Source organism: Kribbella sp. NPDC048915, from assembly GCF_040649595.1.
In the GTDB taxonomy this organism is placed as follows: domain Bacteria; phylum Actinomycetota; class Actinomycetes; order Propionibacteriales; family Kribbellaceae; genus Kribbella.
In genome coordinates, this window is record NZ_JBEZFT010000004.1 from 117,387 (window position 1) to 140,644 (window position 23,258).

21 protein-coding genes are annotated in these 23,258 nt (G+C 70.1%); 12 read left to right on the top strand and 9 right to left on the bottom strand.

The features are described from left to right. Positions 1 to 130: 130 nt before the first annotated feature. The 3 genes from AB0B82_RS03860 to AB0B82_RS03870 form a co-directional block, all read right to left on the bottom strand. Complete coding sequence (locus AB0B82_RS03860) at positions 131 to 691, bottom strand: DinB family protein (RefSeq protein ID WP_360162150.1); 561 nt, start codon at positions 689 to 691, stop codon at positions 131 to 133. Beyond that, positions 688 to 2,139: a cobyric acid synthase gene (locus AB0B82_RS03865; RefSeq protein ID WP_360162152.1), complete on the bottom strand. Its 1,452-nt coding sequence runs from the start codon at positions 2,137 to 2,139 to the stop codon at positions 688 to 690. Before AB0B82_RS03865 ends, AB0B82_RS03860 begins: the two co-directional genes overlap by 4 nt. 72 nt (positions 2,140 to 2,211) lie before the next feature. Continuing rightward, complete coding sequence (locus AB0B82_RS03870; RefSeq protein WP_360162154.1) at positions 2,212 to 3,795, bottom strand: MFS transporter; 1,584 nt, start codon at positions 3,793 to 3,795, stop codon at positions 2,212 to 2,214. Between the two features lie 104 nt (positions 3,796 to 3,899). On the opposite strand from AB0B82_RS03870, the gene AB0B82_RS03875 reads away from it, so the two are divergent. From AB0B82_RS03875 to AB0B82_RS03895, 5 genes are all read left to right on the top strand, one after another. Next, positions 3,900 to 4,196: a GNAT family N-acetyltransferase gene (locus AB0B82_RS03875; protein ID WP_360162156.1), complete on the top strand. Its 297-nt coding sequence runs from the start codon at positions 3,900 to 3,902 to the stop codon at positions 4,194 to 4,196. Continuing rightward, positions 4,193 to 4,723 (top strand): YbaK/EbsC family protein, encoded by a 531-nt coding sequence (locus AB0B82_RS03880; RefSeq protein WP_360162158.1) that lies wholly within the window; start codon positions 4,193 to 4,195, stop codon positions 4,721 to 4,723. Before AB0B82_RS03875 ends, AB0B82_RS03880 begins: the two co-directional genes overlap by 4 nt. Before the next feature lie 26 nt (positions 4,724 to 4,749). Further along, on the top strand, positions 4,750 to 6,300 hold the full coding sequence (locus tag AB0B82_RS03885; RefSeq protein WP_360162160.1) for a LuxR C-terminal-related transcriptional regulator: 1,551 nt from the start codon (positions 4,750 to 4,752) through the stop codon (positions 6,298 to 6,300). Between the two features lie 89 nt (positions 6,301 to 6,389). Further along, positions 6,390 to 7,502, top strand: a complete 1,113-nt coding sequence (locus AB0B82_RS03890; RefSeq protein ID WP_360162162.1) for an NAD(P)/FAD-dependent oxidoreductase — start codon at positions 6,390 to 6,392, stop codon at positions 7,500 to 7,502. Between the two features lie 96 nt (positions 7,503 to 7,598). Continuing rightward, positions 7,599 to 8,420, top strand: coding sequence for a helix-turn-helix transcriptional regulator (locus AB0B82_RS03895; RefSeq protein ID WP_360162308.1), 822 nt, complete (start codon positions 7,599 to 7,601; stop codon positions 8,418 to 8,420). An 18-nt stretch (positions 8,421 to 8,438) separates the two neighbouring features. Here the strand turns inward: AB0B82_RS03895 and AB0B82_RS03900 are convergent, their stop codons facing one another. Together AB0B82_RS03900 and AB0B82_RS03905 are read right to left on the bottom strand one after the other, a co-directional pair. Then, a complete protein-coding gene (locus AB0B82_RS03900; RefSeq protein WP_360162164.1) occupies positions 8,439 to 8,870 on the bottom strand; it encodes an organic hydroperoxide resistance protein in 432 nt (143 codons plus the stop codon). A 9-nt stretch (positions 8,871 to 8,879) separates the two neighbouring features. Then, entirely contained in the window at positions 8,880 to 9,833 is a 954-nt protein-coding gene (locus AB0B82_RS03905) for a zinc-binding dehydrogenase (RefSeq protein ID WP_360162166.1), read from the bottom strand. 62 nt (positions 9,834 to 9,895) lie between these two features. Here AB0B82_RS03905 and AB0B82_RS03910 point away from each other — a divergent pair, with 62 nt between their 5' ends. Continuing rightward, on the top strand, positions 9,896 to 10,576 hold the full coding sequence (locus AB0B82_RS03910) for a TetR/AcrR family transcriptional regulator (RefSeq protein WP_360162168.1): 681 nt from the start codon (positions 9,896 to 9,898) through the stop codon (positions 10,574 to 10,576). On the opposite strand, the gene AB0B82_RS03915 is transcribed toward AB0B82_RS03910, so the two are convergent. The 4 genes from AB0B82_RS03915 to AB0B82_RS03930 all read right to left on the bottom strand — a co-directional run bounded on the left by AB0B82_RS03915 (position 10,560) and on the right by AB0B82_RS03930 (position 14,780). Beyond that, positions 10,560 to 11,306 carry a sulfite exporter TauE/SafE family protein gene (locus tag AB0B82_RS03915; protein ID WP_360162170.1) on the bottom strand — a complete coding sequence of 249 codons (747 nt, stop codon included), beginning with the start codon at positions 11,304 to 11,306 and terminating at the stop codon, positions 10,560 to 10,562. The two genes, AB0B82_RS03910 and AB0B82_RS03915, sit on opposite strands and share 17 nt — an antisense overlap. Positions 11,307 to 11,454: 148 nt before the next feature. Continuing rightward, positions 11,455 to 12,651, bottom strand: coding sequence for an SPFH domain-containing protein (locus tag AB0B82_RS03920; protein ID WP_360162172.1), 1,197 nt, complete (start codon positions 12,649 to 12,651; stop codon positions 11,455 to 11,457). A 147-nt stretch (positions 12,652 to 12,798) separates the two neighbouring features. Further along, positions 12,799 to 13,320, bottom strand: a complete 522-nt coding sequence (locus AB0B82_RS03925) for an NfeD family protein (protein WP_360162174.1) — start codon at positions 13,318 to 13,320, stop codon at positions 12,799 to 12,801. Positions 13,321 to 13,997: 677 nt separating this feature from the next. Next, on the bottom strand, positions 13,998 to 14,780 hold the full coding sequence (locus AB0B82_RS03930) for an ABC transporter ATP-binding protein (protein WP_360162176.1): 783 nt from the start codon (positions 14,778 to 14,780) through the stop codon (positions 13,998 to 14,000). Between the two features lie 61 nt (positions 14,781 to 14,841). Here AB0B82_RS03930 and AB0B82_RS03935 point away from each other — a divergent pair, with 61 nt between their 5' ends. From AB0B82_RS03935 to cphA, 6 genes are all read left to right on the top strand, one after another. Further along, positions 14,842 to 15,576, top strand: a complete 735-nt coding sequence (locus AB0B82_RS03935) for a hypothetical protein (protein ID WP_360162178.1) — start codon at positions 14,842 to 14,844, stop codon at positions 15,574 to 15,576. Between the two features lie 63 nt (positions 15,577 to 15,639). Next, entirely contained in the window at positions 15,640 to 16,857 is a 1,218-nt protein-coding gene (gene serB / locus AB0B82_RS03940) for a phosphoserine phosphatase SerB (RefSeq protein ID WP_360162180.1), read from the top strand. Between the two features lie 32 nt (positions 16,858 to 16,889). Next, positions 16,890 to 17,786 (top strand): GNAT family N-acetyltransferase, encoded by an 897-nt coding sequence (locus AB0B82_RS03945; RefSeq protein WP_360162182.1) that lies wholly within the window; start codon positions 16,890 to 16,892, stop codon positions 17,784 to 17,786. A gap of 148 nt (positions 17,787 to 17,934) precedes the next feature. Next, positions 17,935 to 19,338: a glycoside hydrolase family 16 protein gene (locus AB0B82_RS03950; protein ID WP_360162184.1), complete on the top strand. Its 1,404-nt coding sequence runs from the start codon at positions 17,935 to 17,937 to the stop codon at positions 19,336 to 19,338. A gap of 25 nt (positions 19,339 to 19,363) precedes the next feature. Further along, on the top strand, positions 19,364 to 20,401 hold the full coding sequence (locus tag AB0B82_RS03955; protein ID WP_360162186.1) for a cyanophycinase: 1,038 nt from the start codon (positions 19,364 to 19,366) through the stop codon (positions 20,399 to 20,401). 6 nt (positions 20,402 to 20,407) lie between these two features. After that, positions 20,408 to 23,212 carry a cyanophycin synthetase gene (gene cphA, locus AB0B82_RS03960; protein WP_360162188.1) on the top strand — a complete coding sequence of 935 codons (2,805 nt, stop codon included), beginning with the start codon at positions 20,408 to 20,410 and terminating at the stop codon, positions 23,210 to 23,212. The last annotated feature ends 46 nt before the right edge of the window (positions 23,213 to 23,258 follow it).

Below are 23,258 nucleotides of genomic sequence, written 5' to 3' on the forward strand. Positions count from 1 at the left end.
CGTCAAGCACCATAGGTCAGGCGGGCGCGACCGGCGATGCGAGCAAGCGGTCGAGGCGTACCCCCTCGGAGCAAGCGTCAGCCACCCGCCGAGCACGAGAGCCCCGCAACCGCTCGAAGTCGTCGACGGGTCACTCGCGAAAGGCCTCGGCCGCCCGCTGCACGGTGGCGTAGTACTCGGACCAGCCGGCCTCGTCGAACAGGTCGGCGTCCTTGCCGCCCTGCCCGTCGATCAGCTCCCGGATGATGTCGGCATGGCCGGCGTGGTGCGCGGTCTCGTCGACCACGCGGATCAGCAGCGCGCCGAACGTCGTACGGCGCTTGTCCTCGGACCAATGCGGCACCTCGGCGGGGTGATCGAGCTCGAAGTGCGCGATCGACGCGTCGCTGTGTGCGCAAGCCTCCTTGTACAGGCCGGTGATGTACTCGGTCGACTCGTCCGGCTTCACCCACAGATCGGCGCCCTCCCACACGGACCCGTCGGCCTCCCACGGCAACTGCTCGGCCGGCGGCCTGCCGACGCTGGTGCCGAGGTAGACGTACTCGACGCCGGTCAGGTGCTTCACCAGGCCGAGCAGGTTCGTCCCGGAGGGCACCAGCGGGCGCCGCCGGTCGTACTCGCTCAGGCCGTCGAGCTTGGCGAGCATCAGCGCCCGCGTGTCCTGGAGGTAGTCCTGCAGCACGGTCTTCATGGAGCTCCCGGGGGTACGAACGGTACGGCGGGTGCGCCGGCTTCGATCAGGCGCAGGAGCGCGCCGGTGTCGGCATACTCGTCGATCATGTCGGCCAGGCGGTCCAGCCGCGCCTCGCGCTGCGCCGCGAACGACACCGAACCGTCCGGCGCCGGCTTGCCGGTCAGAGCGGCCACCTCGCGCAGGAACTTGTGCCGCGCGCCGTCGTCGTCCAGCAGCCCGTGCCAGATCGTGCCCCAGACGGCACCGGACCGGCAGCCGCCCGGGAACGGATCCGCGGCGCCGGTCACGTCGACCACGCCGTGGTGGATCTCGTACGCCGTCGGCGCCGGTCGCGCGAGCACCTTCTCGCGCGCGAAGGTCGTTGTCACCGGCAACAACCCGAGACCGGGGTGCTCACCGCGGGCCTCGACACCTTCCGGGTCGCGGACCAGCGTGCCCAGTGCCTGGTAGCCGCCGCAGATTCCGAGCACCGGCCGGCCGGCGGCCACCCGTGCCGCCACGGCATCGGCCAGTCCGTTCGCCCGCAGCCAGTCCAGGTCGGAAATGGTCGCCCGCGAGCCGGGTAGGACGACGAGGTCGGCATCGCGGATCTCGGTCGCGCTCGTGGTGAAGAACACGCTGTTGGTCGGCTCGACCGCCAGCGCGTCCAGATCGGTGAAGTTGCTGATCCGCGGGAACCGCACCACCGCGATCGTCAGCAGGTCGGCCGGCGCGGCGCGCCGGACCGGAATGTCGAGCGCGTCCTCGGAGTCCAGCCAGAGCTCGGGCAGCCAGGGCAGCACGCCGTACGTCGGCCGCCCGGTGACCGACGTCAGCATGTCGATGCCGGGCTGCAGCAACGAGACGTCGCCGCGGAACTTGTTCACCAGGAAGCCGCTGATCAGCGCCTGGTCGGCCGCGTCGAGCAACGCGACCGTGCCGAACATCGACGCGAACACTCCCCCGCGGTCGATGTCACCGACCACCACCACGGGCGTCCGCGCGTGCTGCGCGAGCCCCATGTTCACGTAGTCCGACTGCCGCAGGTTGATCTCGGTCGGGCTGCCGGCGCCTTCGCTGATCACCACGTCGTACCGCGCCGCGAGGTCGTCGTACGCCGCGAAGGCCGCCTTCGCCAGCTCGGCCCGCTCGGTCAGGAAACCGCGCGACGACAGCTCACCCCACGGCTCGCCCATCAGGACCACGTGACTGCGACGGTCGCCGCCCGGCTTGAGCAGCACCGGGTTCATCGCGGCCTCGGGCTCGGCCCGGGCGGCCACCGCCTGGATCCACTGCGCGCGGCCGATCTCGGTGCCGTCCGCGCAGACCATCGAGTTGTTCGACATGTTCTGCGCCTTGAACGGCGCCACCCGCACGCCCTGCCGCGCCAACCATCGGCACAGCCCGGTGACGACGGTCGTCTTCCCCGCGTCCGACGTCGTCCCGGCGATCAGCAGTGAGCCCACGCAGCGATCCTAGGTGGGCCTACCGACAGAACTGCACCGACAGTCCTGCACCGACAGTCTTGCGCGACCGGCCTAGGGTTCGTCCTGCGGTGGCTGCCCTTGCTCCGGCTCCGGCTTCACCGGGGTGATCCGGCGCCCCTGCGCGTCGGTGCTCGGCAGCCGCGGCGTCGCACCCTGGAACCGGGTGCCGCCTGCCCGGGACGTGGCCGACAACGGCTTGGCGATGTTCTCCAGCGACTGGCCCTCGGCGTCCACGCCGAAGAACCAGGCGATCAGACCGCCGGCCAGCATCACGGCCGCACCGATGATGTACCCGACCGTGAGCGGCCCGCGCGCCGGGTTCTCACCCTCGCCGATCAGCGACGCGAACAGGAACGGCGCCACCACACCACCGGTCAGCTGCGAGATCGCGAAGAAGAACGAGATCGCCTGGCCGCGCAGCTCGATCGGGAAGATCTCGCTCACCGTCAGGTACGCCGACGACGCACCGGCCGAGGCGAAGAAGAACACCACGCACCACAGGCCGGTCAGCGTCGCGGCACTCAGCACGCCGGCGTTGAACAGCAGCGCGGTGATGAACAGCACGATGGCCGACAACCCGTACGTACTCAAAATCATCTTCCGGCGGCCGATGGTGTCGAACAGATGCCCGAGCAGCAGCGGCCCGGCCAGGTTGCCGATCGCGAACGGGAAGAAGTACAGCGCGACGCTGGAGTCGCTGAGACCGAAGTACGACTTCAGCACCAGCGCGTAGGTGAAGAAGATTGCGTTGTAGAGGAACGCCTGGGTGACCATCATCGAGAACCCGAGGAACGACCGGCTCTTGTAGTCACGCAGCATCACGCGGGCGATCTCGCGGTACGTCACCGGCGGGTAGTCGACCACCTCGATGGCCTCGTCGTCGCCGACCGCACGCAGCTCGCCGCCTTGCTCGCGGACCTTGGCCTCGATCGCGTCGACGGTCCGCTCGGCCTCCTCGACCCGGCCGTGCGTCATCAGCCAGCGCGGGCTCTCCGGGATGTGCCGGCGCAGGAAGATGATCGCCAGGCCCAGCACCGGGCCCATCAGGAAGCACAGCCGCCAGCCCCACTCGATCGCGACGATGTCGGTGTTCAGCAGCACCAGGCCGACCGCGGAACCGATCAGGGCGCCGCCCCAGTACGTGCCGTTGATGCCGATGTCGACGCGGCCGCGGTACTTCGACGGGATCAGCTCGTCGATCGCGGAGTTGATCGCGGCGTACTCACCGCCGATGCCCATGCCGGCCACGAACCGGAAGAACAGCAGCGAGTAGAGGTTCCACGACAGACCGGCCGCGCCGGAGGCGATCAGGTAGACCAGCAACGTGACGATGAACAGGTTGCGGCGGCCGAGCCGGTCGGTCAGGCGGCCGAAGAACAGCGCTCCGACCACCTCACCGGCCAGGTAGATTGACCCCATCAGACCGACCTGGGCCGTGGTCAGACCCAGGGTCTCGGTCTCCTTCAGCACGTTCCCGACCAGCGACACCAGCTGGATTTCGAGACCGTCCAGGATCCACGAGACACCGAGACCGACCACGATCATCCAGTGGAACTTCGTCCACGGCAGCCGGTCCATCCGGGCCGGTACCAGACTTGGTATCGCCTTGCCGTGCTCCAACGCCTGATCGCTCATCCCAGCTCCTCCCGACCTGTGCAGTTGCGAAGCCGAATGGCCGGTACCCCGTGAGCGACGGACTCCAAACCCTGGGTCATCGCCCGGCGGCTAGAGTGGCGAGCATGGAGAACGACATCACCGTGGTGGACGCCAAGGACCACAGCCGCTACGAGGCGCACGACGCCGACGGCACGCTGATGGGCTTCGTCGACTACCGTCTGCAGCCGGGCGTCATCATCTTCCGCCACGCCGAGACGCTGCCGGAGTTCCGCGGCCGCGGCGTGGCCGGCACGATCGCCGCCAAGTCGCTGGACGACGCCCGCGCGCTCGGGCTCCGGGTGAAGCCGGCCTGCCCGTTCTACCAGGACTACCTCGCCGGCCACACCGAGTACGCCGACCTGGTCGAGGCCGCCCGATGACGGCTCCTGTTCTCGGCAAGGTGCAGTGGCGGCCCGCCGGTGACGTTCCGGAGTTGCTGGCGGCGCCGGTGCGGGACGCGCTCGGCGAGCTGCCGGCGTACGCGGCCCCGATCGACCCGGAGCTGGCCGACACCGCCGCCTTCTGCGCGGAGTACGACGTCCCGATGGCCGCCTCCGCGAACTGCGTGATCGTCCTCGGCAAGCGCGCCGGCGAGCAGTCGTACGCCGCGGTCCTGGTGCTGGCCACCGACCGCGCCGACGTGAACGGCGTGATCCGCAAGCACCTCGGCGTCCGGAAGATCTCGTTCGCGGCGCAGGACGACGCGGTCAGCTCGACCGGCATGGAGTACGGCGGGATCACGCCGATCGGGCTGCCCACGGACTGGCCAGTGCTGATCGACGAGGCGGTCGTCCAGGCCGGGCCGGTGGTGATCGGCAGCGGGATCCGCGGCTCGAAGATCCTGATCGACGCCGCCGCGCTCGCGAAGTTGCCCACAGCAACGGTGCTGGACCTCGCGCAACACTGAGCCGCTGAACGACGAGGCTGGTGTGGATGGAGCACCGTGACTGGCCGGCCGAGTACGCCGCGCTGACCGCGGCCGATCGCCGCTCGCCGCTGCCGCCCGCGGAGCTGGACCGGCTCGCGGTGGCCGCGTTCGTCCTCGGCCACGACGAGGAGGTCGTCGGCTACCGCGAGCGGGCCTACGAAGGTCATCTCGCCGGCGGCGACGTGGTGGCCGCGATCCAGAGCGGGTTCTGGCTCGGGTTCCATCTGCAACAGCGCGGCGAGCTCGCCCGCGCGGCCGGCTGGCAAGCGCGGATCGAGCGGTTGGTGCCGGCCGACGTACCGCAGCTGGCCGGGATGGTCGCGATGGCGAACGCGGCGCTGCTGATGAACTCCGGCGACGCGGCCGCTGCCCTGCCGCTGTTCGAGCAGAACATGGCCTGGGCCGCCGAGCCCGACGCGATCGTGCTGGCCGCGCTCGGCCGCGGCAACTGCCTGGCCATGCTCGGCCGTGGTGACGAGGCGCTGAAGGCGCTGGACGAGGCGATGGTGCATGTCACCGCGAGCGAGGTCCAGCCGCAGGTCGCCGGGATGGCGTACTGCGCGGTGATCGCGCTGTGCATGAACCTGTACGACTTCCGCCGCGCGCAGGAATGGACGCAGGCGTTGACCGGCTGGTGCGATCAGCAGTCCGGCCTGGTGCCGTACCGCGGGACGTGCCTGGTGCACCGTGCACAGATCCTGCACCTGCGCGGTGCCTGGTCCGACGCAGCCGACGCGGCCACGGACGCGTGCAGGCGCCTGGCACCTGGCGCGGTCGGTGCGGCGTGGTACCAGCTCGCCGAGGTCGAACGGCAGCGCGGGCAGTACGAAGCCGCGGAGCGCGCGTATCTCGCGGCGGCCGCCGACGGCGTGGACGTACAGCCCGGGCTCGCGCGCCTGCGCGCCGCGCAAGGCCGACTGGACCAGGCCGTCGCCGGACTCGAACGCGCCCTCGCCGAGGACGAGTTCGCACCCGGACGGCCGATGCTGCTCGCGGCCCGGGTCGAGCTGGCGATCGCCGCCGGAGACCGCGAGACAGCGCGCAAATCGGCCGCCCAGTTGAATGACCTGGCGCGGACGGATTCGCCGTACCTGCAGGCGCTGGCGGCGTACTCGGAGGGCGCGGCGCGGATCGCGTGCGACGATCCGCGCGGGGCGATCCCCGCGCTGCGGCGCGCGTGGTCGCTGTGGCAGCAACTCGAGATGCCGTACGAGGGCGCCCGGACCCGGCTGCTCGTCGGCCGCGCCTGCCGACTGCTCGGTGACGTGGACGCCGAGCAGATGGAGCTGGACAGTGCGCGGGCGGTCTTCGAGCGGCTCGGGGCGGTCGCCGATCTCGCCGCGCTGGAGCCGGAGCGCGGCGCGGGGCTGAGTCCGCGCGAACTTGAAGTACTGCGTCTGCTCGCCACCGGCGCGACGAACCGGGCGATCGCCGACCAACTCTTCCTCAGCGAGCGGACCGTGGCACGGCACGTCAGCAACCTCTTCGCGAAGCTCGGCGTGAACACCCGCGCGGCCGCGACGGCGTACGCCTACGAGCACGGCCTCACCGGGTGACTCAGTTGGGTAGAAATGACCATGCGGCGCGGCCGGGGTTGGCGTCATCGGTTGATGTGCGGCCCGACTCCCCGACCTACCGTGAGGTCATGGAGACAGTGGGGACTGTGGTGATCGGCGCGGGACAGGCCGGTCTGGCGATGGGGTACTACCTGCGCCGCGCGCGCATCGATTTCGTCGTACTCGAGGGCAACGACCGGGTCGGGGAGTGCTGGCGGAAGCGGTACGACTCGCTGCGGCTGTTCAGTCTGCCGAGGTACGCGAGCCTGCCGGGGTTGCGGATCGGCACCGCGGACTGCCCGAACCGGGACGAGATGGCCAACTACCTCGAGCAGTACGTCGACCATCACCAGTTGCCCGTGCGCACCGGCGTCCGGGTGACGAGGTTGACGCGTGACGACGACGGGTTCCTCGTGGAGACGACGAGCGGCACGTGGCGGGCCGACAACGTGGTGGTGGCGGCCGGGATGCACAGTGTGCCGCGGTGGCCGGCGTTCGCGGCCGAGGTCGATCCGTCGACCCGGCAGCTGCACTCGCTGGAGTACCGCAACCCGTCGCAGTTCGCGGACGGCACGGTCCTGGTCGTTGGTGCGGCCAACTCCGGTACCGACATCGCGCTGGAGGCCGTGAAGACGCATCGCACCGTGCTGGCGGGCCGGCATCCGGGTCAGGTACCGGTGGACATCGACTCCAGGGCCGGGCACCTGCTGACGCCGATCGTGATGTTCCTGTTCAAGTACGTGCTGACCCGCGGTACGCCGATGGGTCGGAAGGCGATCGCGAACGCCGTCCGCAACGGGCTGCCGTTGACCCGCAACAAGCTCGAGCACCTGGACGCGGCGGGGATCCAACGCGTCGAGCGCATCGTCGAGGTCCGCGAGGGCAAGCCGGTCACGTCCGACGGCAAAGTTCTGGACGGCATCGGGACCGTCGTGTGGTGCACCGGATCGGACCCGGATCACCGCTGGATCGAGCTGCCGGTGTTCGACGAGCACGGATGGCCGCGGCACGAGCGCGGCGTGAGCACCGACGTTCCCGGGCTGGCGTTCCTCGGGCTGGACTTCCAGTACACGATCGCCTCGGCCAGCATCCAGGGTGTGGACCGCGACGCTCGCTTCCTCGTCAGACATCTGCGCCGCCGGGGCGCCGCTCGACTCGCCCGACGGACGACCGACCAGCCGATACCTGTAGACAGCCGGTAGCATCACCCGCTGAAATGGGTGCGTGGCTGGGCGTGGGTCAGGGTGAGTGAGCAGACGGTGAGCGGCGGCGACGGTGGTCCGACCGCTCTCCGGATCATGCTCGGTGGGCAACTGCGGCGGATGCGCGAATCCGCCGGGATCAGTCGTGCCGACGCGGGCTGGCAGATCCGCGCCTCGGAATCCAAGGTCAGCCGGATGGAACTCGGCCGGGTCGGGTTCAAGGAGCGGGACGTCAGCGACCTGCTCGACCTGTACGGGATGGCCGACGAGCACGAGCGGTTCCGGCTGATGGAGCTGGCCCGGGCCGCGAACAACCCGGGCTGGTGGTCACGGTACGGCGACGTGATGCCGAGCTGGTTCGCGAACTACGTCGGCCTCGAGGTGGCCGCGACGCTGATCCGGACGTACGAGGTGATGTTCGTCCCCGGCCTGCTGCAGACCGAGGAGTACGCACGCGCCGTCGTTCAGATGGGCAAGTCGTTCCTGCCGCATCAGGAGGTCGACCAGCGGGTGGAGTTCCGGGTGACCCGGCAGCAGATCCTCACCCGGCCGAACCCGGCCCGGCTGTGGGTCGTGATCGACGAGTCGGTGCTGCACCGCCCGGTCGGCGGCGAGGACGTGATGCGGGCGCAGATCGAGCACCTGCTCAAGTGGTCGCAGCAGCCGAACATCACGCTCCAGGTGATGCCGTTCAGCAGCGTCGGGTACCCGGGCGCGGGCGGCGCGTTCAGCCTGCTGCGGTTCGCCGACGGCGACCTGCCGGACATCGTCTACATCGAGCACGCGGCGAGCGCGGTCTACCTGGACAAGGTCGAAGAGGTCGACGAGTACGTCGCGATCATGGAGGGCCTGACGATCTCAGCGGCTCCGGTCTCCGCTACCGAGGGCCTCCTGCTGGAGGCCCTCGCGCGGATGTGACCCTGCCTGGGTTGTGGTTCAGGCGATCTTGAGGTCGACCTTGATGTTGCCGCGGGTCGCGTTGGAGTACGGGCAGACCTGGTGGGCCTTGGCGACCAGGTCCTCGGCGACGGCGTTGTCGACGCCGGGCAGGCTGACCACGAGGGCGACCTCGAGTCCGTAGCCCGCACCGCCGTTGACCGGGCCGATGCCGACCTCGGCGGTGACGGTCGAGCCGCTGACGTCGACGCGCTCACGCCGGGCGACGACCTGCAATGCGCTCTGGAAGCAGGCCGCGTAACCGGCCGCGAACAGCTGCTCGGGGTTGGTGCCCTGGCCGTTGCCGCCCATTTCGGCCGGCGGGGCGACGACCACGTCGAGCTTGCCGTCGTCGGAAGCAACCTTGCCGTCCCGGCCGCCGTGCGCGGTGGCGTGAGCGGTGTACAGAACCTTTTCGACTGCGATGGTCATGCTGTTCTCCTAGTGGGAGGGATCGAGAACGAGCTTGCCGACGGTACGGCGGGCTCGCAGGTCTTGGTGGGCGGTGGCCGCGGCGGACAACGGGTAGTCGCCGCCGACGATCGGCCGGAGGTCACCGGCCGCGGTCAGGTCGAACAACTCGGCGAGCGGGCCGCCGAGCAGCTTGGGGTCGGCGAAGCAGTCGGCGAGCCAGAAGCCGGCGACCGTCTTCGAGCCCTTCATCAGCCGGCCCGGGTCGAGCGCCGCGGCCTGCTGCCGGGAAGCGGCACCGAAGGTGACCAGGCGTCCGAAGCGGGCCAGCGCAGCGAACGATTCGTCGAAGGTCGGGCCGCCGACCATCTCCAGCACGATGTCGACGCGGCGGCCCTCGTTCGCCTCGATGATGCGGTCCTTCAGGCCTTCCGGCGTACCGTCGATCGCGGCGTCGGCGCCGAGTTCGAGCACCTGCCGGCGCTTCTCGTCGGTGGACGCGGTCGCGATCACCCGACCGGCGCCCCACCGCTTCGCGAGCTGGACGGCCAGCGATCCGACACCGCCGGCACCGGCGTGCACGAGGACGGACTCCTCTGGCTGCAGATGCGTCGAGGTCTTCAGCAGGTGCCACGCCGTGGTGCCCTGCAGAACGAGTGCGAGGGCCTGCCCATCGGTCACGCCGTCCGGCACATCCCAGGCGTACGGCGCCTGCGCGACGGCCTGCTCGGCGTACCCACCGGAACCGACCAACGCAACCACCCGCCGGCCGTCGGCGGTCCGCCCGACCACCTCGGCGCCGGGGATCAGCGGCAGCTCGGTCTTCGACAGGTAGCTGTCCTCGACCTGGTGGGTGTCGGCGTAGTTGATGCCGGCCCGATCGACCGTGATCAGCACCTGCCCGTCGCCGGCCACCGGCGCGGGAACGTCGCTGACCCGGAGCACCTCGGGACCGCCGAACTCGGTGATCTGTATCGCTCGCATACAACGTACTATACGCTGTACGTTATAGGCATCCGAAGGGCTGCGGGAGGGAGCTGGGTCACATGGCGCGGACACCGCGGAACACCTTGAGCGCCGACCTGATCATGCGGACGGCGATGGCTCTGATGGAGTCGAAGGGCATCAGCGCGTTCAGCCTCCGCGCGGTCGCGGCCGAGCTCGGCGTCGGCCCGATGGCGCTGTACACCTACTTCCGGAACAAGGACGAGTTGTACGACGCCGTACGCGATCACCTGATGTCCTTGCTCCCGCCGGTGCCCACGGGAGAGCCGTGGCCGGACCAGGCGCGCGCCGTGTGCCGGTCGTTGCGGTCGCTGATGCTTCAGCACCCGTTCCTGGCGCATCTGCTGGCGAGCCGGCCGTTGAGCGGGCACGAGTCGGCCCGGGTCGCCGAAGGTCTGCTCGGTGTCTTGTGCGGCGCCGGGTTCGACGCGGAGACCGCTGCCCGGACACACACCACCTTGTTCACGTACGTCCTGGGGTCGACCTCGTGGGAGATCCAGATGGCGGCCGAGCGGCGCGACCCCGACGCCTGGCGACAGCTCCGGGCGTCGATGGAATCGCTGTCGGCGCAGGAGTTTCCGATCGTCGTCTCGCTGGCGCACGAGCTCGCCCGGACCACCGGCGGCGACGAGCAGTTCGACTACGGCCTGGATCTCCTGCTCACGGCACTACAACTCAAGGCCGGCCACCTGACCACCGAACGGGTCAGAACACCATCGTGACGATGGCGAGGACGCCGATGCAGACGATCAGCACCCGCAGGGCCATCGGCGGCAGCCTCCGGCCGTAGCGGGCGCCGAGGAATCCACCCATCGTCGACCCGGCCGCGATCAACACCACCGCGAGCCAGTCGACGTCGGACACGATCACGAACAGGATCGCCGCGACACTGTTCACGACCGTCGACAAGACGTTCTTCAGGCCGTTCATCCGCTGCAGGTTCGAGTCCAGGCCGAGGCCGAGGATCGCCATCAGCAGCACGCCTTGGGCCGCGCCGAAGTACCCGCCGTACACGCCGGTCGCGAACACCGCGGGAATCACCCACCACGCGCCGCGATGCAGATGCGACGGCGTACTGATCCACTTCGACAGCCACGGCTGGAACGCGACCAGCAGACAGCCGAGCAGGATCAGCACCGGTACGACAGCGTGGAACGCGGAGTCCGGCAACGTGAGCAGCAACACGCCCCCGAGAACGCCGCCCGCCAGCGACGCCGGGATCAGCCGGAGCATCCGGCCGCGCTGGCCTTCGAGCTCACGCCGGTAACCGATCGCGCCGGCCGCCGTACCGGGAGCCAGACCGACCGTGTTGCTGACGTTCGCCAGCACCGGGGGGATGCCGACGGCAAGTAACGCGGGGAAGGTCAGCAGTGTTCCGGACCCCACCACGGCATTGATCGTTCCCGCGCCCATCCCCGCCAGCAGGACGAACACCGCCTCGTACCAAGTCATCGCTGAAGAACTTTACGCACCTGACCGACGCTCCGCTGAACTGTCCGGCTACTGAACACTGGATACCAGGTATACACGCCGCTCCCCCGGCGACAGCGAACAGCCCGCCCGGGAGGTCCCGGACGGGCTCTTCGGCTGGTTCGTGCGGTCAGAGCTGCGGGGGCTCCTGCGACGGTGCCTGGGAGTTCGACGGTGACGTCGACGGGGGCTCCTGGCTCGGCGCCGGCGGCGGGACCGACGGCGTGCTCGGGGCCGCGGACTGACTACGGCTGCTCACCGCGGCGGACTCGGCCGCCGCAATCGCCTCGCGGACCGCGTTGTCGGCCTCGGCGACCGCCGCACCACCGGCACCCGAACCGGCGCCGGCACCGGCGAGCTCGGCCACCTCGGTGTCGTCGATCTGCGGTGCCTCCCAGTTGCCCTCGGCCTGTTGCGCGATACCGGCCACCTGGCCGACCGCACTGCCGAGGCCCTTGAGCGCGTCGCCGATCTCGCTCGGCACGATCCAGAGCTTGTTCGCGTCGCCCTGCGCGATCGACGGCAGCATCTGCAGGTACTGGTACGCGAGCAGCCCCTGGTCGGGCTTGCCGGCGTGGATCGCGTTGAAGACCGTGGTGATGGCCTGCGCCTCACCCTGGGCCTTGAGGATCCGGGCCTGCCGCTCGGCCTCGGCGCGCAGGATCCGGGACTGCTTGTCGCCTTCGGCGGTGAGAATCGCGGACTGCTTCTGACCCTCGGCCGACAGTACGGCGGACTGCCGCATACCTTCCGCGGTGAGGATCGCGGCGCGCTTGTCGCGGTCGGCGCGCATCTGCTTCTCCATCGAGTCCTGGATCGACGGCGGCGGGTCGATCGAGCGCAGCTCGACCCGGTTGACCCGGATACCCCACTTGCCGGTGGCCTCGTCGAGCACGTAGCGCAGCTTCTCGTTGATCTCCTCACGCGACGTCAGCGTCTGCTCCAGGTCCATGCCACCGATGATGTTCCGCAGCGTGGTCATGGTCAGCTGCTCGATCGCCTGGATGTAGTTGGAGATCTCGTACGTCGCCCGCACCGGGTCGTTCACCTGGAAGTAGATGACCGAGTCGATCGACACCATCAGGTTGTCCTCGGTGATGACGCCCTGCGGCGGGAACGCGACCACCTGCTCGCGCATGTCGATGGTGTAGCGGACCTTGTCGACGAACGGGGTCAGCAGATTCAGGCCCGGCTGCAAGCCGGTCTTGAACTTACCGAACCGTTCGACGATGCCGACGGTCTGCTGCTGCACCACCCGGACGGACTTGATGAGTGTGACGATCACCAGTAAGGCGACCAATGCCAGCACTACGAGGAACGCGGTCACTCGACCCTCCACTCGACAGAACGCTCAGGACGGACAGTCTCCGCTGGGACGCGCCGACCGGTCTCCCGGTTCCCCGGTGTGCTGATCGTCCGACGTCCCGGACCGTCCTTGTCATCGACCCTACTGCGACCAGGGGACCACCAGGTGTCACACCGTGGGCGGGTCGTTCGGATCCTTCGGCGGTTCGGCCTTGTCCAGCTGATGATGCAGCGGTTCGCCGATCGGGTACACGATCGCGGTCGCGCCGTCGACACCCATCACCTCGACGCGCGTGCCGGGCGGGATCGTCGACACCTCGTCGTACGGACGCGCCGTCCACAGATCCCCGCCGAGACGGATCGAACCGACGCCATCGGGATGGATCTCCTTGACGACCGTGCCGGTCCGGCCGATCACATGCGCCGAACCTGTCTTCAGCTCCTGGCCGTGATGGATCTTCCGGACGATCATCGGCCGGATCGCGGCGAGCATCGCGGCCGCGGTGATCAGGCCGACGACGATCTGCAACCAGAGCAGACCCGGGAAGAACGCCGCCACTCCGGCCGCGGTGAGCGCACCGGCGGCCAGCATCAGCAACGTGAAGTCGAGCGAAGCGAGCTCGGCCAGACCGAGGACGGCAGCGATACTCAACCACGCCACCCAGATGTTGTCCCGCAGCCAATCCATCATTGCCCAAGCCTACCGACCCAAGGGCCACACAGCAGGCCGACCGCCCCCGCCACCGCGCCTTCCCGGGCCCCGCACACCGCTCCCGCTGGGTGGGTATACCCACCGTGTTGTGGGTTCCTGACCCGTCTGACGAGTGCGGAACCCACAACACGATGGGTGAACCCACCGCGTGCGGTCAGGCGCGACAGCACCCACTCACGACGCGCGCGCCGGTACAGCCGGCGCGACACGCGCGCCGGTGCGGCCGGGGTGAGGCGCGCGCCGGTACAGCCGGGGCGAACGCGCGACGGTGCGGCCGGGGTGAGGCGCGCGGCGGCACGGCCGGGTGAGGCGCGCGGCGGCACGGCCGGGTGAGGCGCGCGCCGGTGCGGCCGGGGTGACGCGCACGCCGGTACGGCCGGGGTGAGGCGCACGACGGTGCGGCCGGGGTGAGGCGCACGACGGTGCGGCCGGTACGGCAAGCGCGGCCCAGCCCCACGCCGCTCACACTGGATGGGTATACCCACCGTGTTGTGGGTTCCTGACCCGTCTGACGAGTACGGAACCCACAACACGGTGGGTGAACCCACCGCGTGAGGTCAGGCGCAGCGGGCAGTGCGGCCGGTACGACGGTGCGCGGTACGACGGTGCGCGGTACGACGGTGCGCGGTACGACGGTGCGCGGTACGACGGGTGGGTCAGAGGGCGCGGGCGGTGTAGCGGCCGTCCTCTTGCTTCAGGGTGAGGGCGAGGTCGAAGGTTTCGCTGAGGGACTCTGCGGTGAGGGCCTCGTCCATCGGACCGGCGGCGACGACCCGGCCTTGTTTCAGCAGCAGCGCGTGGGTGAAGCCGGGTGGGATCTCCTCGACGTGGTGGGTGACCAGCACCATCGCCGGTGCGCCGTCGGCGGTCGCGATCGAGCTGAGCGACCGGATCAGTTGCTCGCGTCCGCTCAGGTCGAGACCGGCGGCGGGCTCGTCCATCAGCATCAGCTCGGGGTCGGTCATCAGCGCGCGGGCGATCTGGACCCGCTTGCGCTCCCCTTCCGACAGCGTGCCGAACGTCCGGTCGGCCAGGTGCGCGATCCCGAGTTCGCCGAGCAGGGCGGCGGCGCGCTGGTTGTCGAGGTCGTCGTACTGCTCGATCCAGCGGCCGAGGACGGCGTACGACGCGGACACGACGACGTCGGAGACCCGCTCGCTCTTCGGGAGTTTGTCTGCGAGCGCCGCGCTGGTGAGGCCGATCCGCGGGCGCAACTCGAAGACGTCGACCGCGCCGAGCACCTCACCGAGCAGACCGGCGACACCGGAGGTCGGGTGCAGTTGTGCCGCGAGAACCTGCAGCAGGGTCGTCTTGCCGGCGCCGTTCGGGCCGATCACCACCCACCGGTCGGCCTCGTCGATCGTCCAGTCGATCCCGTCGATCAGCCGCGACCCACCGCGGACGATCGTCACCCCGGCCAGCTCCACCACTGCAGTCATGCTCAAAACCTAAGGGGTCGGCCTCGCTGTGATGTCGCCGGGTGGTGAGAGACTTGCGGGCGTGTTGACGACCTCCGCCTCGGTCCGGTTCACGGTCTGGACCAACGCGATGCTCACCGGTGCCTGCGATCCCGACACCGCCGCGCTGAAGATTCTCGGCGACGACGTCGGTCACCACGTGGTCGGAGTGGCGGGACATCCCGAGCCCGCCACCCTCCCGGTCGCGCTGAACCTGCTGCGCGCCGCGGGCACCAAGCAGGCCCATCTCGCGCTCCCTGTTCCGGGTGATCCGATCGGCCTGGCCGGACCGCCGACGTTCAACGAGGCAGCACTCGAAAGCGGCGAGGCCGTCCTGCTCACCGGGCCGGAGCTCGGGCTGGTCCCGTCGTACGTCGGTCCCGCCGTGCAATGGACTGTGCTGCCGGCGACGTCGCCGCTGCCGGCCGATTTCGGTGAGGCGGATCGCGGTCTGCGGCTGGCGCTGATCGACGCGGCCGAATCGCTGGCGGATCTGGATGTCGCGCGGTGGAATCCGGAGGTCGCGGACGCGCTCATCGACATCCGCAAGATCGGTCGCGGCAAGGGCGACGACCTGGCACCGGGGTACGAACCGCGCGCCGTGAAGACCGCGGCCACGGCCCGGCGCTGTCTGGCGATCGCGGACGCGGCGCTGGCGGACGACGGCGCGGCTGTGACGGGTGCCGAGGCCGATGCGCGGCGGCGTACCTTGCTCGCCCTCGCGGCCGCGGCCCGCCGAGCACTGGTCGCGGCCTGCGCCCCGCCGTCCAGCCTGTAGCGCCGTCCACCTTGTAAACCGGCGCATGATGGCAAGGACGGGTTGGGTAGCGTTCGGGGTGCGATGACTGAGCTCAGTGAATTCGAGACGGCGGCGGCCGGACGGCCGACGTTGCTGGTGACGTTGACCGGATCCGACCGGCCCGGCCTGACGTCCGCGGTCCTGTCCACGCTCGCGACCCGCGGGGTCGAGGTGATCGACGCCGAGCAGGTCGTGCTCCGCGGCCGGCTGATTCTCGGCGTGCTGGTGTCCGCGCCGCGCGACCACAAGGCGCTGAAGGACGAACTCAAGGAGCTCGCCACCGTTCTGGACGTCGACATCGCGGTCAAGAAAGGTGTCGGCGACAACGAGCCGCGGCGCAAGGGCCGCAGCCAGGTGACCGTGATCGGGCGTCCGCTGTCCGCCGCCGGGCTGGCCGCGGTGGCCGGCCGGATCGCCGACACCGGCGCGAACATCGACCGGATCAGCCGGATGGCACGCTACCCGGTGACCGCGATGGAGTTCGCCGTCTCCGGCACCGACCCGGAGACGTTGCGGACCGTGCTCGCGCAGGAAGGTGTCCGGCAGGGCCTCGACATCGCCGTCCAGGACGGCGGCCTGTACCGGCGGGCCAAGCGGTTGATCGTGATGGACGTCGACTCGACCCTGATCCAGGGCGAGGTGATCGAGATGCTGGCCGCGCACGCGGGCCGGCTCGCCGAGGTGGCCGCGGTCACCGAGCAGGCGATGCGCGGCGAGCTGGACTTCGCCGAGTCGCTGCGGAACCGCGTCGCCGCCCTCGAGGGACTGCCCGCGACCGCCCTCGACGAGGTGTACGCCGCGATCGAACTGGCGCCCGGTGCGCGCACCATGGTGCGGACGCTGAAGCGGCTCGGGTACCAGTTCGCGATCGTCAGCGGCGGGTTCAGCCAGATCACCGACAAGCTGGCCGCGGACCTCGGGATCGACTACGCGAAGGCCAACGACCTGGAGATCGTCGACGGCCGGCTGACCGGTCGCGTCACCGGCGAGATCGTCGACCGGCCGGGCAAGGCGGTCGCGCTGAAGCAGTTCGCCGCACGCTCCGGGACGCCGCTGTCGCAGACGGTCGCGATCGGTGACGGCGCCAACGATCTGGACATGCTGGCCGCCGCCGGCCTGGGTGTCGCCTTCAACGCCAAGCCGGTCGTCCGCGCGGCCGCCGACACGCATCTGAGCGTCCCCTACCTGGACACGATCCTGTACCTGCTCGGTATCACCCGCGAGGAAGTCGAGGCCGCGGACGCGGAGAACCCGGCCTGATATTCCGGGTCCGATGCGGCAGGATCGGTCGTATGGACTTCACGTTTCGCCCTGCCACGCTTGACGATGCACCCGCGATCCACGGTCTGATCGCGGCCGCGGAGCGGAACTGGCACGGTCAGGTCAGCACCGATGTGACGGGTGTCGCGGCCGATCTGCAACGGCCGCTGATCACGCTCGACCTCGACACCCGGCTGGCCGAGACGGCAGGCAGCGATCCGGCGGGCGGCGAGGTGGCGGGCTGGGCGTGGGTCCACGGCGGCCGGCGCGCACAGATCGACGTGCATCCGTCGTACGTCGGTCGCGGCCTCGGCACCCAGTTGCTCGACTGGGCCGAGCAGCGGGCGCGCGAACACGACAGCGACTGGCTCGCGCAGACGGTCGACGACGCGGACAAGGCCGGTACGGAGCTGCTTCGCGGCCGCGGGTACGACGTCCTCGCGACCAACTGGTTGCTCGAACGACCCGTGACCGGCGACGCCCCGGTGCTGCCGGACGGGATCACGCTGCGCTCGTTCGCGCCGGACGACGCGCACGCGGTGCACCAGGTCGTGCAGGACGCGTTCGACGAGTGGCAGCCGCGGCGGCACGAGTACGAGGAGTGGGCCGGGACGAGTATCGAGCGGTCCAGCTTCGACGCCGAACTCTCCCCGGTCGCGGTCGCCGGTGACGAGATCGTCGGCGCGGTGATCAGCCTCGACCTGCCCGACTCCCCCGACGGGTACGTCGAGCAGGTCGCCGTCCGGCGAGACGTCCGCGGCCGCGGCCTGGCCCGCGCGATGTTGACGTACGCCGCCCTCGGCGCAGGCCGGCGGGGCAAGCAGACGCTGACGCTGTGGACACACTCCGGAACCGCGGCGCTGGCCATGTACCAGCGGCTGGGGATGTCGGTCCGGCGCAGCACGACGGTGTACCGCACGGCGCTCTGACGGCACCACCTGACCGGACCGCCTGAACAGACCGCCTGAACAGACCGCCTGAAAAGACCACACGGGGCAACCAGGGCGTTGCGAGCTGTTGACACGCACCGTGAGAGCGCTCACATTGGCTTCAACCACCGCCCCTGGAGGTCGACAAATGCGTATCCGCCCCCTCGCACTCGCCCTGGTCGTCCCACTCCTCGCCGCCGCCACCATCGGCGCCGTCTCGTACGGCGTCAGCGCCGACGCGAGCGTGCCAACGCCGCCCGCCGGCTGGACGACGGTGTGGAGCGACGATTTCGACGGACCCAGCGGCAGCCTGCCGTCGGGCAACAACTGGATCATCGACACCGGTCACGGCTACCCCGGCGGCCCCGGGAACTGGGGTACCGGCGAGATCCAGAACTACACGAACAGCCCTAGCAACATCTCCCTCGACGGCGCCGGCAACCTGCGCATCACGCCGCTGCGCGACGGCGCCGGCAACTGGACGTCGGCCCGGATCGAGACCCAGCGCGGCGACTTCAAGCCGCCCGCCGGCGGCGTGCTGGCGATCGAGAGCCGACTGCAGATGCCCAACGTCACCGGCGATGCCGCCCTCGGGTACTGGCCCGCGTTCTGGGCGCTCGGATCGCCGTACCGCGGGAACTACTGGAACTGGCCGGGGATCGGCGAGTTCGACATCATGGAGAACGTCAACGGCCTCAACTCGGTCTGGGGCGTACTGCACTGCGGCGTGAACCCCGGCGGCCCGTGCAACGAGACCAGCGGCCTCGGCGCGAGCCGGGCGTGCCCGGGGTCGACGTGCCAGTCCGGGTTCCACACCTACCGGTTCGAGTGGGACACGTCGGTGTCGCCGAACCAGTTGCGCTGGTACGTCGACGGGCAGCAGTTCCACTCGCTGAGCCAGAGCCAGTTCCCGGCCGACACCTGGACGAACATGACCTCGCACGCCGGGTACTTCGTCCTGCTGAACGTCGCGATCGGTGGCGCGTTCCCCGACGCGCTGAACGGCCCGACGCCGCGGGCCTCGACAGTTCCCGGTCACCCGATGGTGGTGGACTACGTCGCGGTGACGGCGAAGGGCGGTACGACGACGCCGCCGACCACACCGCCCACGACGCCTCCCACCACACCCCCGCCGGGCGGTTCGTCGGCGTACAGCACGCTCGAGGCGGAGTCGTACGCGCAACAGGCCGGGACGGGCGTGGAGACCACGAGCGACACCGGCGGCGGGCAGAACCTGAAGCAGCTCGGCAACGGTGACTGGGCGCTGTACCGCGGGATCAACTTCGGCAGTACGGCGGCCACCCAGTTCGTCGCGCGGGTCGCGTCCGGCGCCGCGGGCGGGGTCAGCGGGCTGGTCGAAGTACGCCTCGACAGCCGCTCCAACGCACCGATCGGCAGCTTCGCGATCGCCAACACCGGCGGCTGGCAGTCCTGGCGGACCGTCCCCGCGAACATGGCTTCGGTGACCGGCGTACACGACGTCTACATCACCTTCACCAGCGGCCAGCCGGCCGACTTCGTCAACCTGAACTGGTTCACGTTCGGTCACTGAAGGACCTAGCACCTAAGCTTCGGCTATGCCTGAACTGCCGGGTGGGCCGGGAGCCCTGTTCGCCATCGGCGGCGCCGAGGACAAGCTCAAGAAGCGGACGGTGCTGCAGGAGTTCGTCGAGGCGGCGGGCGGGCCCAAGGCGCGGATCGTGGTGGTACCCACCGCGTCCGCGCTCGGGCCCGACGTCGTCGACGTGTACCGCGCGCTGTTCGCGGCGCTCGGCGCCGAGAGCGTGGTCGGTGTCCGCCCGGAGAACCGGGAGGACGCCGACGACCCGGCGTTCATCGCGCCACTGCACGACGCGACCGGGATCTTCATGACCGGCGGCAACCAGCTCAAGCTCGCCGGAGTCGTCACCGGTACGGCGTTCGGCCGCGCGGTCACCGCCGCGCACGCGCGCGGGGCGGCCGTCGGCGGTACGTCGGCCGGCGCCAGCATCCTGGCCGAGCACATGATCGCGTTCGGCCGTTCCGGCGCCACACCGCGGCAGCGGATGAGTCAGCTGTCCGGCGGTCTCGGCCTGGTCCAGGGCGCGATCGTCGACCAGCACTTCGCCCAGCGGAACCGGTACGGCCGGCTGCTCTCACTGGTCGCGCAGTCCCCCGGCCTGCTCGGGATCGGCGTCGACGAGGACACCGCGGCGGTGGTCCGCGGGACCCACCTGGAGGTCGTCGGCCGCGGCGCGGTGACGATCTTCGACGGCACCCGGATCCAGTCGAACGCCCACAACGCGAAGCGGTCCGAGCCGCTGCTCGCGTCCGGCGTCATCCTGCACGTGCTGCCGGCCACCGCGACGTTCGACCTGCAGAACCGCGTGCTGCTGTCGTACGGCCCGCAGCCGGCCGCCGCGGAGTACGCCGAGCGCGCGGCCGCCGAGGCGGACCTGCGCAAACTGGCCAAGGAGATCGCCGCGGAAGGGGTGTCCCCGGCGTACTACGCCGAGCGGAAGCGGCGCGCGGGCCGCCGCGCGCAGCGCTCCGGGGAGTCCAGACCGGAGGCGTCCGAGCCGATCCCGGCCGGCGCCGACCCCGACTCCCCCGACCGCACGCAACCGGAACAGTGACCCCGAATGAGCGAGACGCACGGCACGCCCGCCCCTGACCTGAAGATCATCGAGACCCGCGTCTACCGCGGCCCGAACGTCTGGAGCTACGACCCCGCGATCCATCTGGTCGTGGACCTCGGCTCGCTGGAGAACTTCCCGTCGAACACGATCCCCGGCTTCACCGAGCGGCTGCTCGAGCATCTGCCCCGTCTCGACCAGCACCACTGCTCCCGCGGCCGCAAGGGCGGGTTCCTCGAGCGGCTGTACGAGGGCACCTGGCTCGGCCACATCGCCGAACACGTCGCCCTGCAACTGCAGCAGGAGGCCGGCCACGACATGCGCCGCGGCAAGACCCGGCAGGTGAAGGGCTCCCCCGGCATCTACAACATCACCTACGCGTACGCCGACGAAGCGGTCGGCCTCGCGGCCGGCGAACTCGCCGTACGGATCGTGAACAATCTCGTCCATCCGGATCCGGCGTTCGACTTCACCGTCGAACTGGAGAAGTTCATCAAGCAGGCCGAGCGGACCGCGTTCGGCCCGTCGACCCAGGCGATCGTCGACGAGGCGGTGTCCCGGGACATCCCGTGGATCCGGCTCAACAAGGCGAGCCTGGTCCAGCTCGGGCAGGGCGTGCACGCGAAGCGGATCCGGGCCACGATGACGTCCGAGACCGGGTCGATCGCGGTCGACATCGCCGGCGACAAGGACCTGACCACGCGGCTGCTCGCGTCCGCCGGCCTGCCGGTGCCGCGGTCGGAGTCGGTCCGGACCGTCGAGGACGCGCTCGCGGTCGCGCACAAGATCGGGTACCCGGTCGTGTGCAAGCCGCTGGACGGCAACCACGGCCGCGGTGTCTGCCTGAACCTGGCGGACGCGGACGCGCTCCGGGAGGCGTTCCCGATCGCGGCCGAGCAGTCCCGGCGCGGCTGGGTGATCGTGGAGAACTTCGTCACCGGCAAGGACTACCGCTGCCTGATCATCAACGGGCGGATGGAGGCGATCGCGGAGCGCGTCCCGGCGCATGTGGTCGGTGACGGGATCCACACCGTGGCCGAGCTCGTCGACATCACCAACGCCGACCCGCGCCGCGGTGTCGGCCACGAGAAGATCCTCACCCGGATCACGATCAACAACGCTGCCCGGCAACTCGTCCGTGATCAGGGTTTCGAGCTGGACGACGTACCGCCCGAGGACGTGATGGTGAAGCTGACGCTCACCGGCAACATGTCCACCGGCGGCATCTCGATCGACCGGACCTGGGAGGCGCACCCGGAGAACGTCGAGATCGCCGAGGAGGCGGCCCGGATGATCGGGCTGGACATCGCCGGGATCGACTTCATCTGCCCGGACATCACCCAGCCGGTGCGCGAGACCGGCGGCGCGATCTGCGAGGTGAACGCGGCGCCCGGGTTCCGGATGCACACCAACCCGACGATCGGCGAGCCGCAGTACATCGCGAAACCCGTGGTGGACATGCTGTTCCCGCCCGGCGCGACCAGCCGGATCCCGATCGTCGCGGTCACCGGGACGAACGGCAAGACCACCACCGCGCGGATGATCAGCCACGTCTTCAAGGGGCTCGGCCGCAAGGTCGGGATGACGTCGACCGACGGCATCGTGATCGACGAGCGGCTGGTGATCCGGCAGGACGCGTCCGGACCGAAGTCCGCGCGGATGGTGCTGCAGAACCCGCGGGTCGACTTCGCGGTGTTCGAGGTGGCCCGCGGCGGAATCCTCCGCGAAGGCCTCGGCTACGAGCGCAACGACGTGGCCGTCGTCCTCAACGTACAGCCCGATCACCTCGGTCTGCGCGGGATCGAGACGCTCGAGCAGCTCGCCGACGTGAAGGCGGTGCTGGTCGAGGCGGTACCGCGGACCGGGTACGCCGTCCTGAACGCCGACGACCCGCTGGTGCGCAAGATGCGCCGCAAGTGCTCGGGCCAGGTGGTGTGGTTCAGCATGGCCGAGCAGGGCAGCGAGATCCGTGACTACATCGAGGGCCACTGCCGGCGCGGCGGGCGGGCCGTGGTGCTGGAGCGCTCGGATCTCGGCGACATGATCGTGGTGAAGCACGGCCGCCGGTCGATGCAGCTCGCTTGGACCCATTTGCTGCCGGCAACGTTCGGCGGGCGGGCGATGATGAACGTGCAGAACGCGATGGCGGCCGCCGCGGCGGCCTTCGCGGCCGGTGCGTCGCTGCACGACATCCGGCAGGGCCTGCGCACGTTCAACACGTCGTACTACCTCTCCCCCGGCCGGCTGAACGAGATCGACGTCGACGGACGCAGCGTGATCGTCGACTACTGCCACAACGCGCCCGCGATGCGGATGCTCGGCGACTTCGTCGACCGGATCGGCGAGAGCCTGAGCGCGTCGTCCGAGGTCGGGCGGCCGTCGCGGATCGGTGTGGTCGCGACGGCGGGCGACCGGCGCGACGACGACATCCGCGAGCTGGGTGAGGTCGCGGCGCAGCACTTCGACGTGGTCGTCGTCCGCGAGGACGCCCGGCTGCGAGGACGCAAGCGCGGCGAGTCCGCGGAGCTGGTGACGGCCGGTGTTCGGGCCGCGATGGACAGCGGTGCGCGGTGCCGGCGGGTGGACGTCGTCCTCGACGAGCTCGAAGCGGTCAGGTTCGCGCTGCAACGGTCGAACCCGGGTGATCTCGTCGTCCTCTGCGTCGACCAGCACCAGACCGTACTGGCCGAGCTCGAATCGGTGTCGCACCTGGCGCAGGCCGGTGCCCGCCCGGGTGAGGAAGGCGGCGACCCGGACTACATCCAGCCCGACGAGGAGACGGCCGAAGACCCCACCCGGGAACTTGCGTAGCCGGCCGTCGCGGCGACAGGTCGTCGGGCTCGCGGGAGCCGCCGCG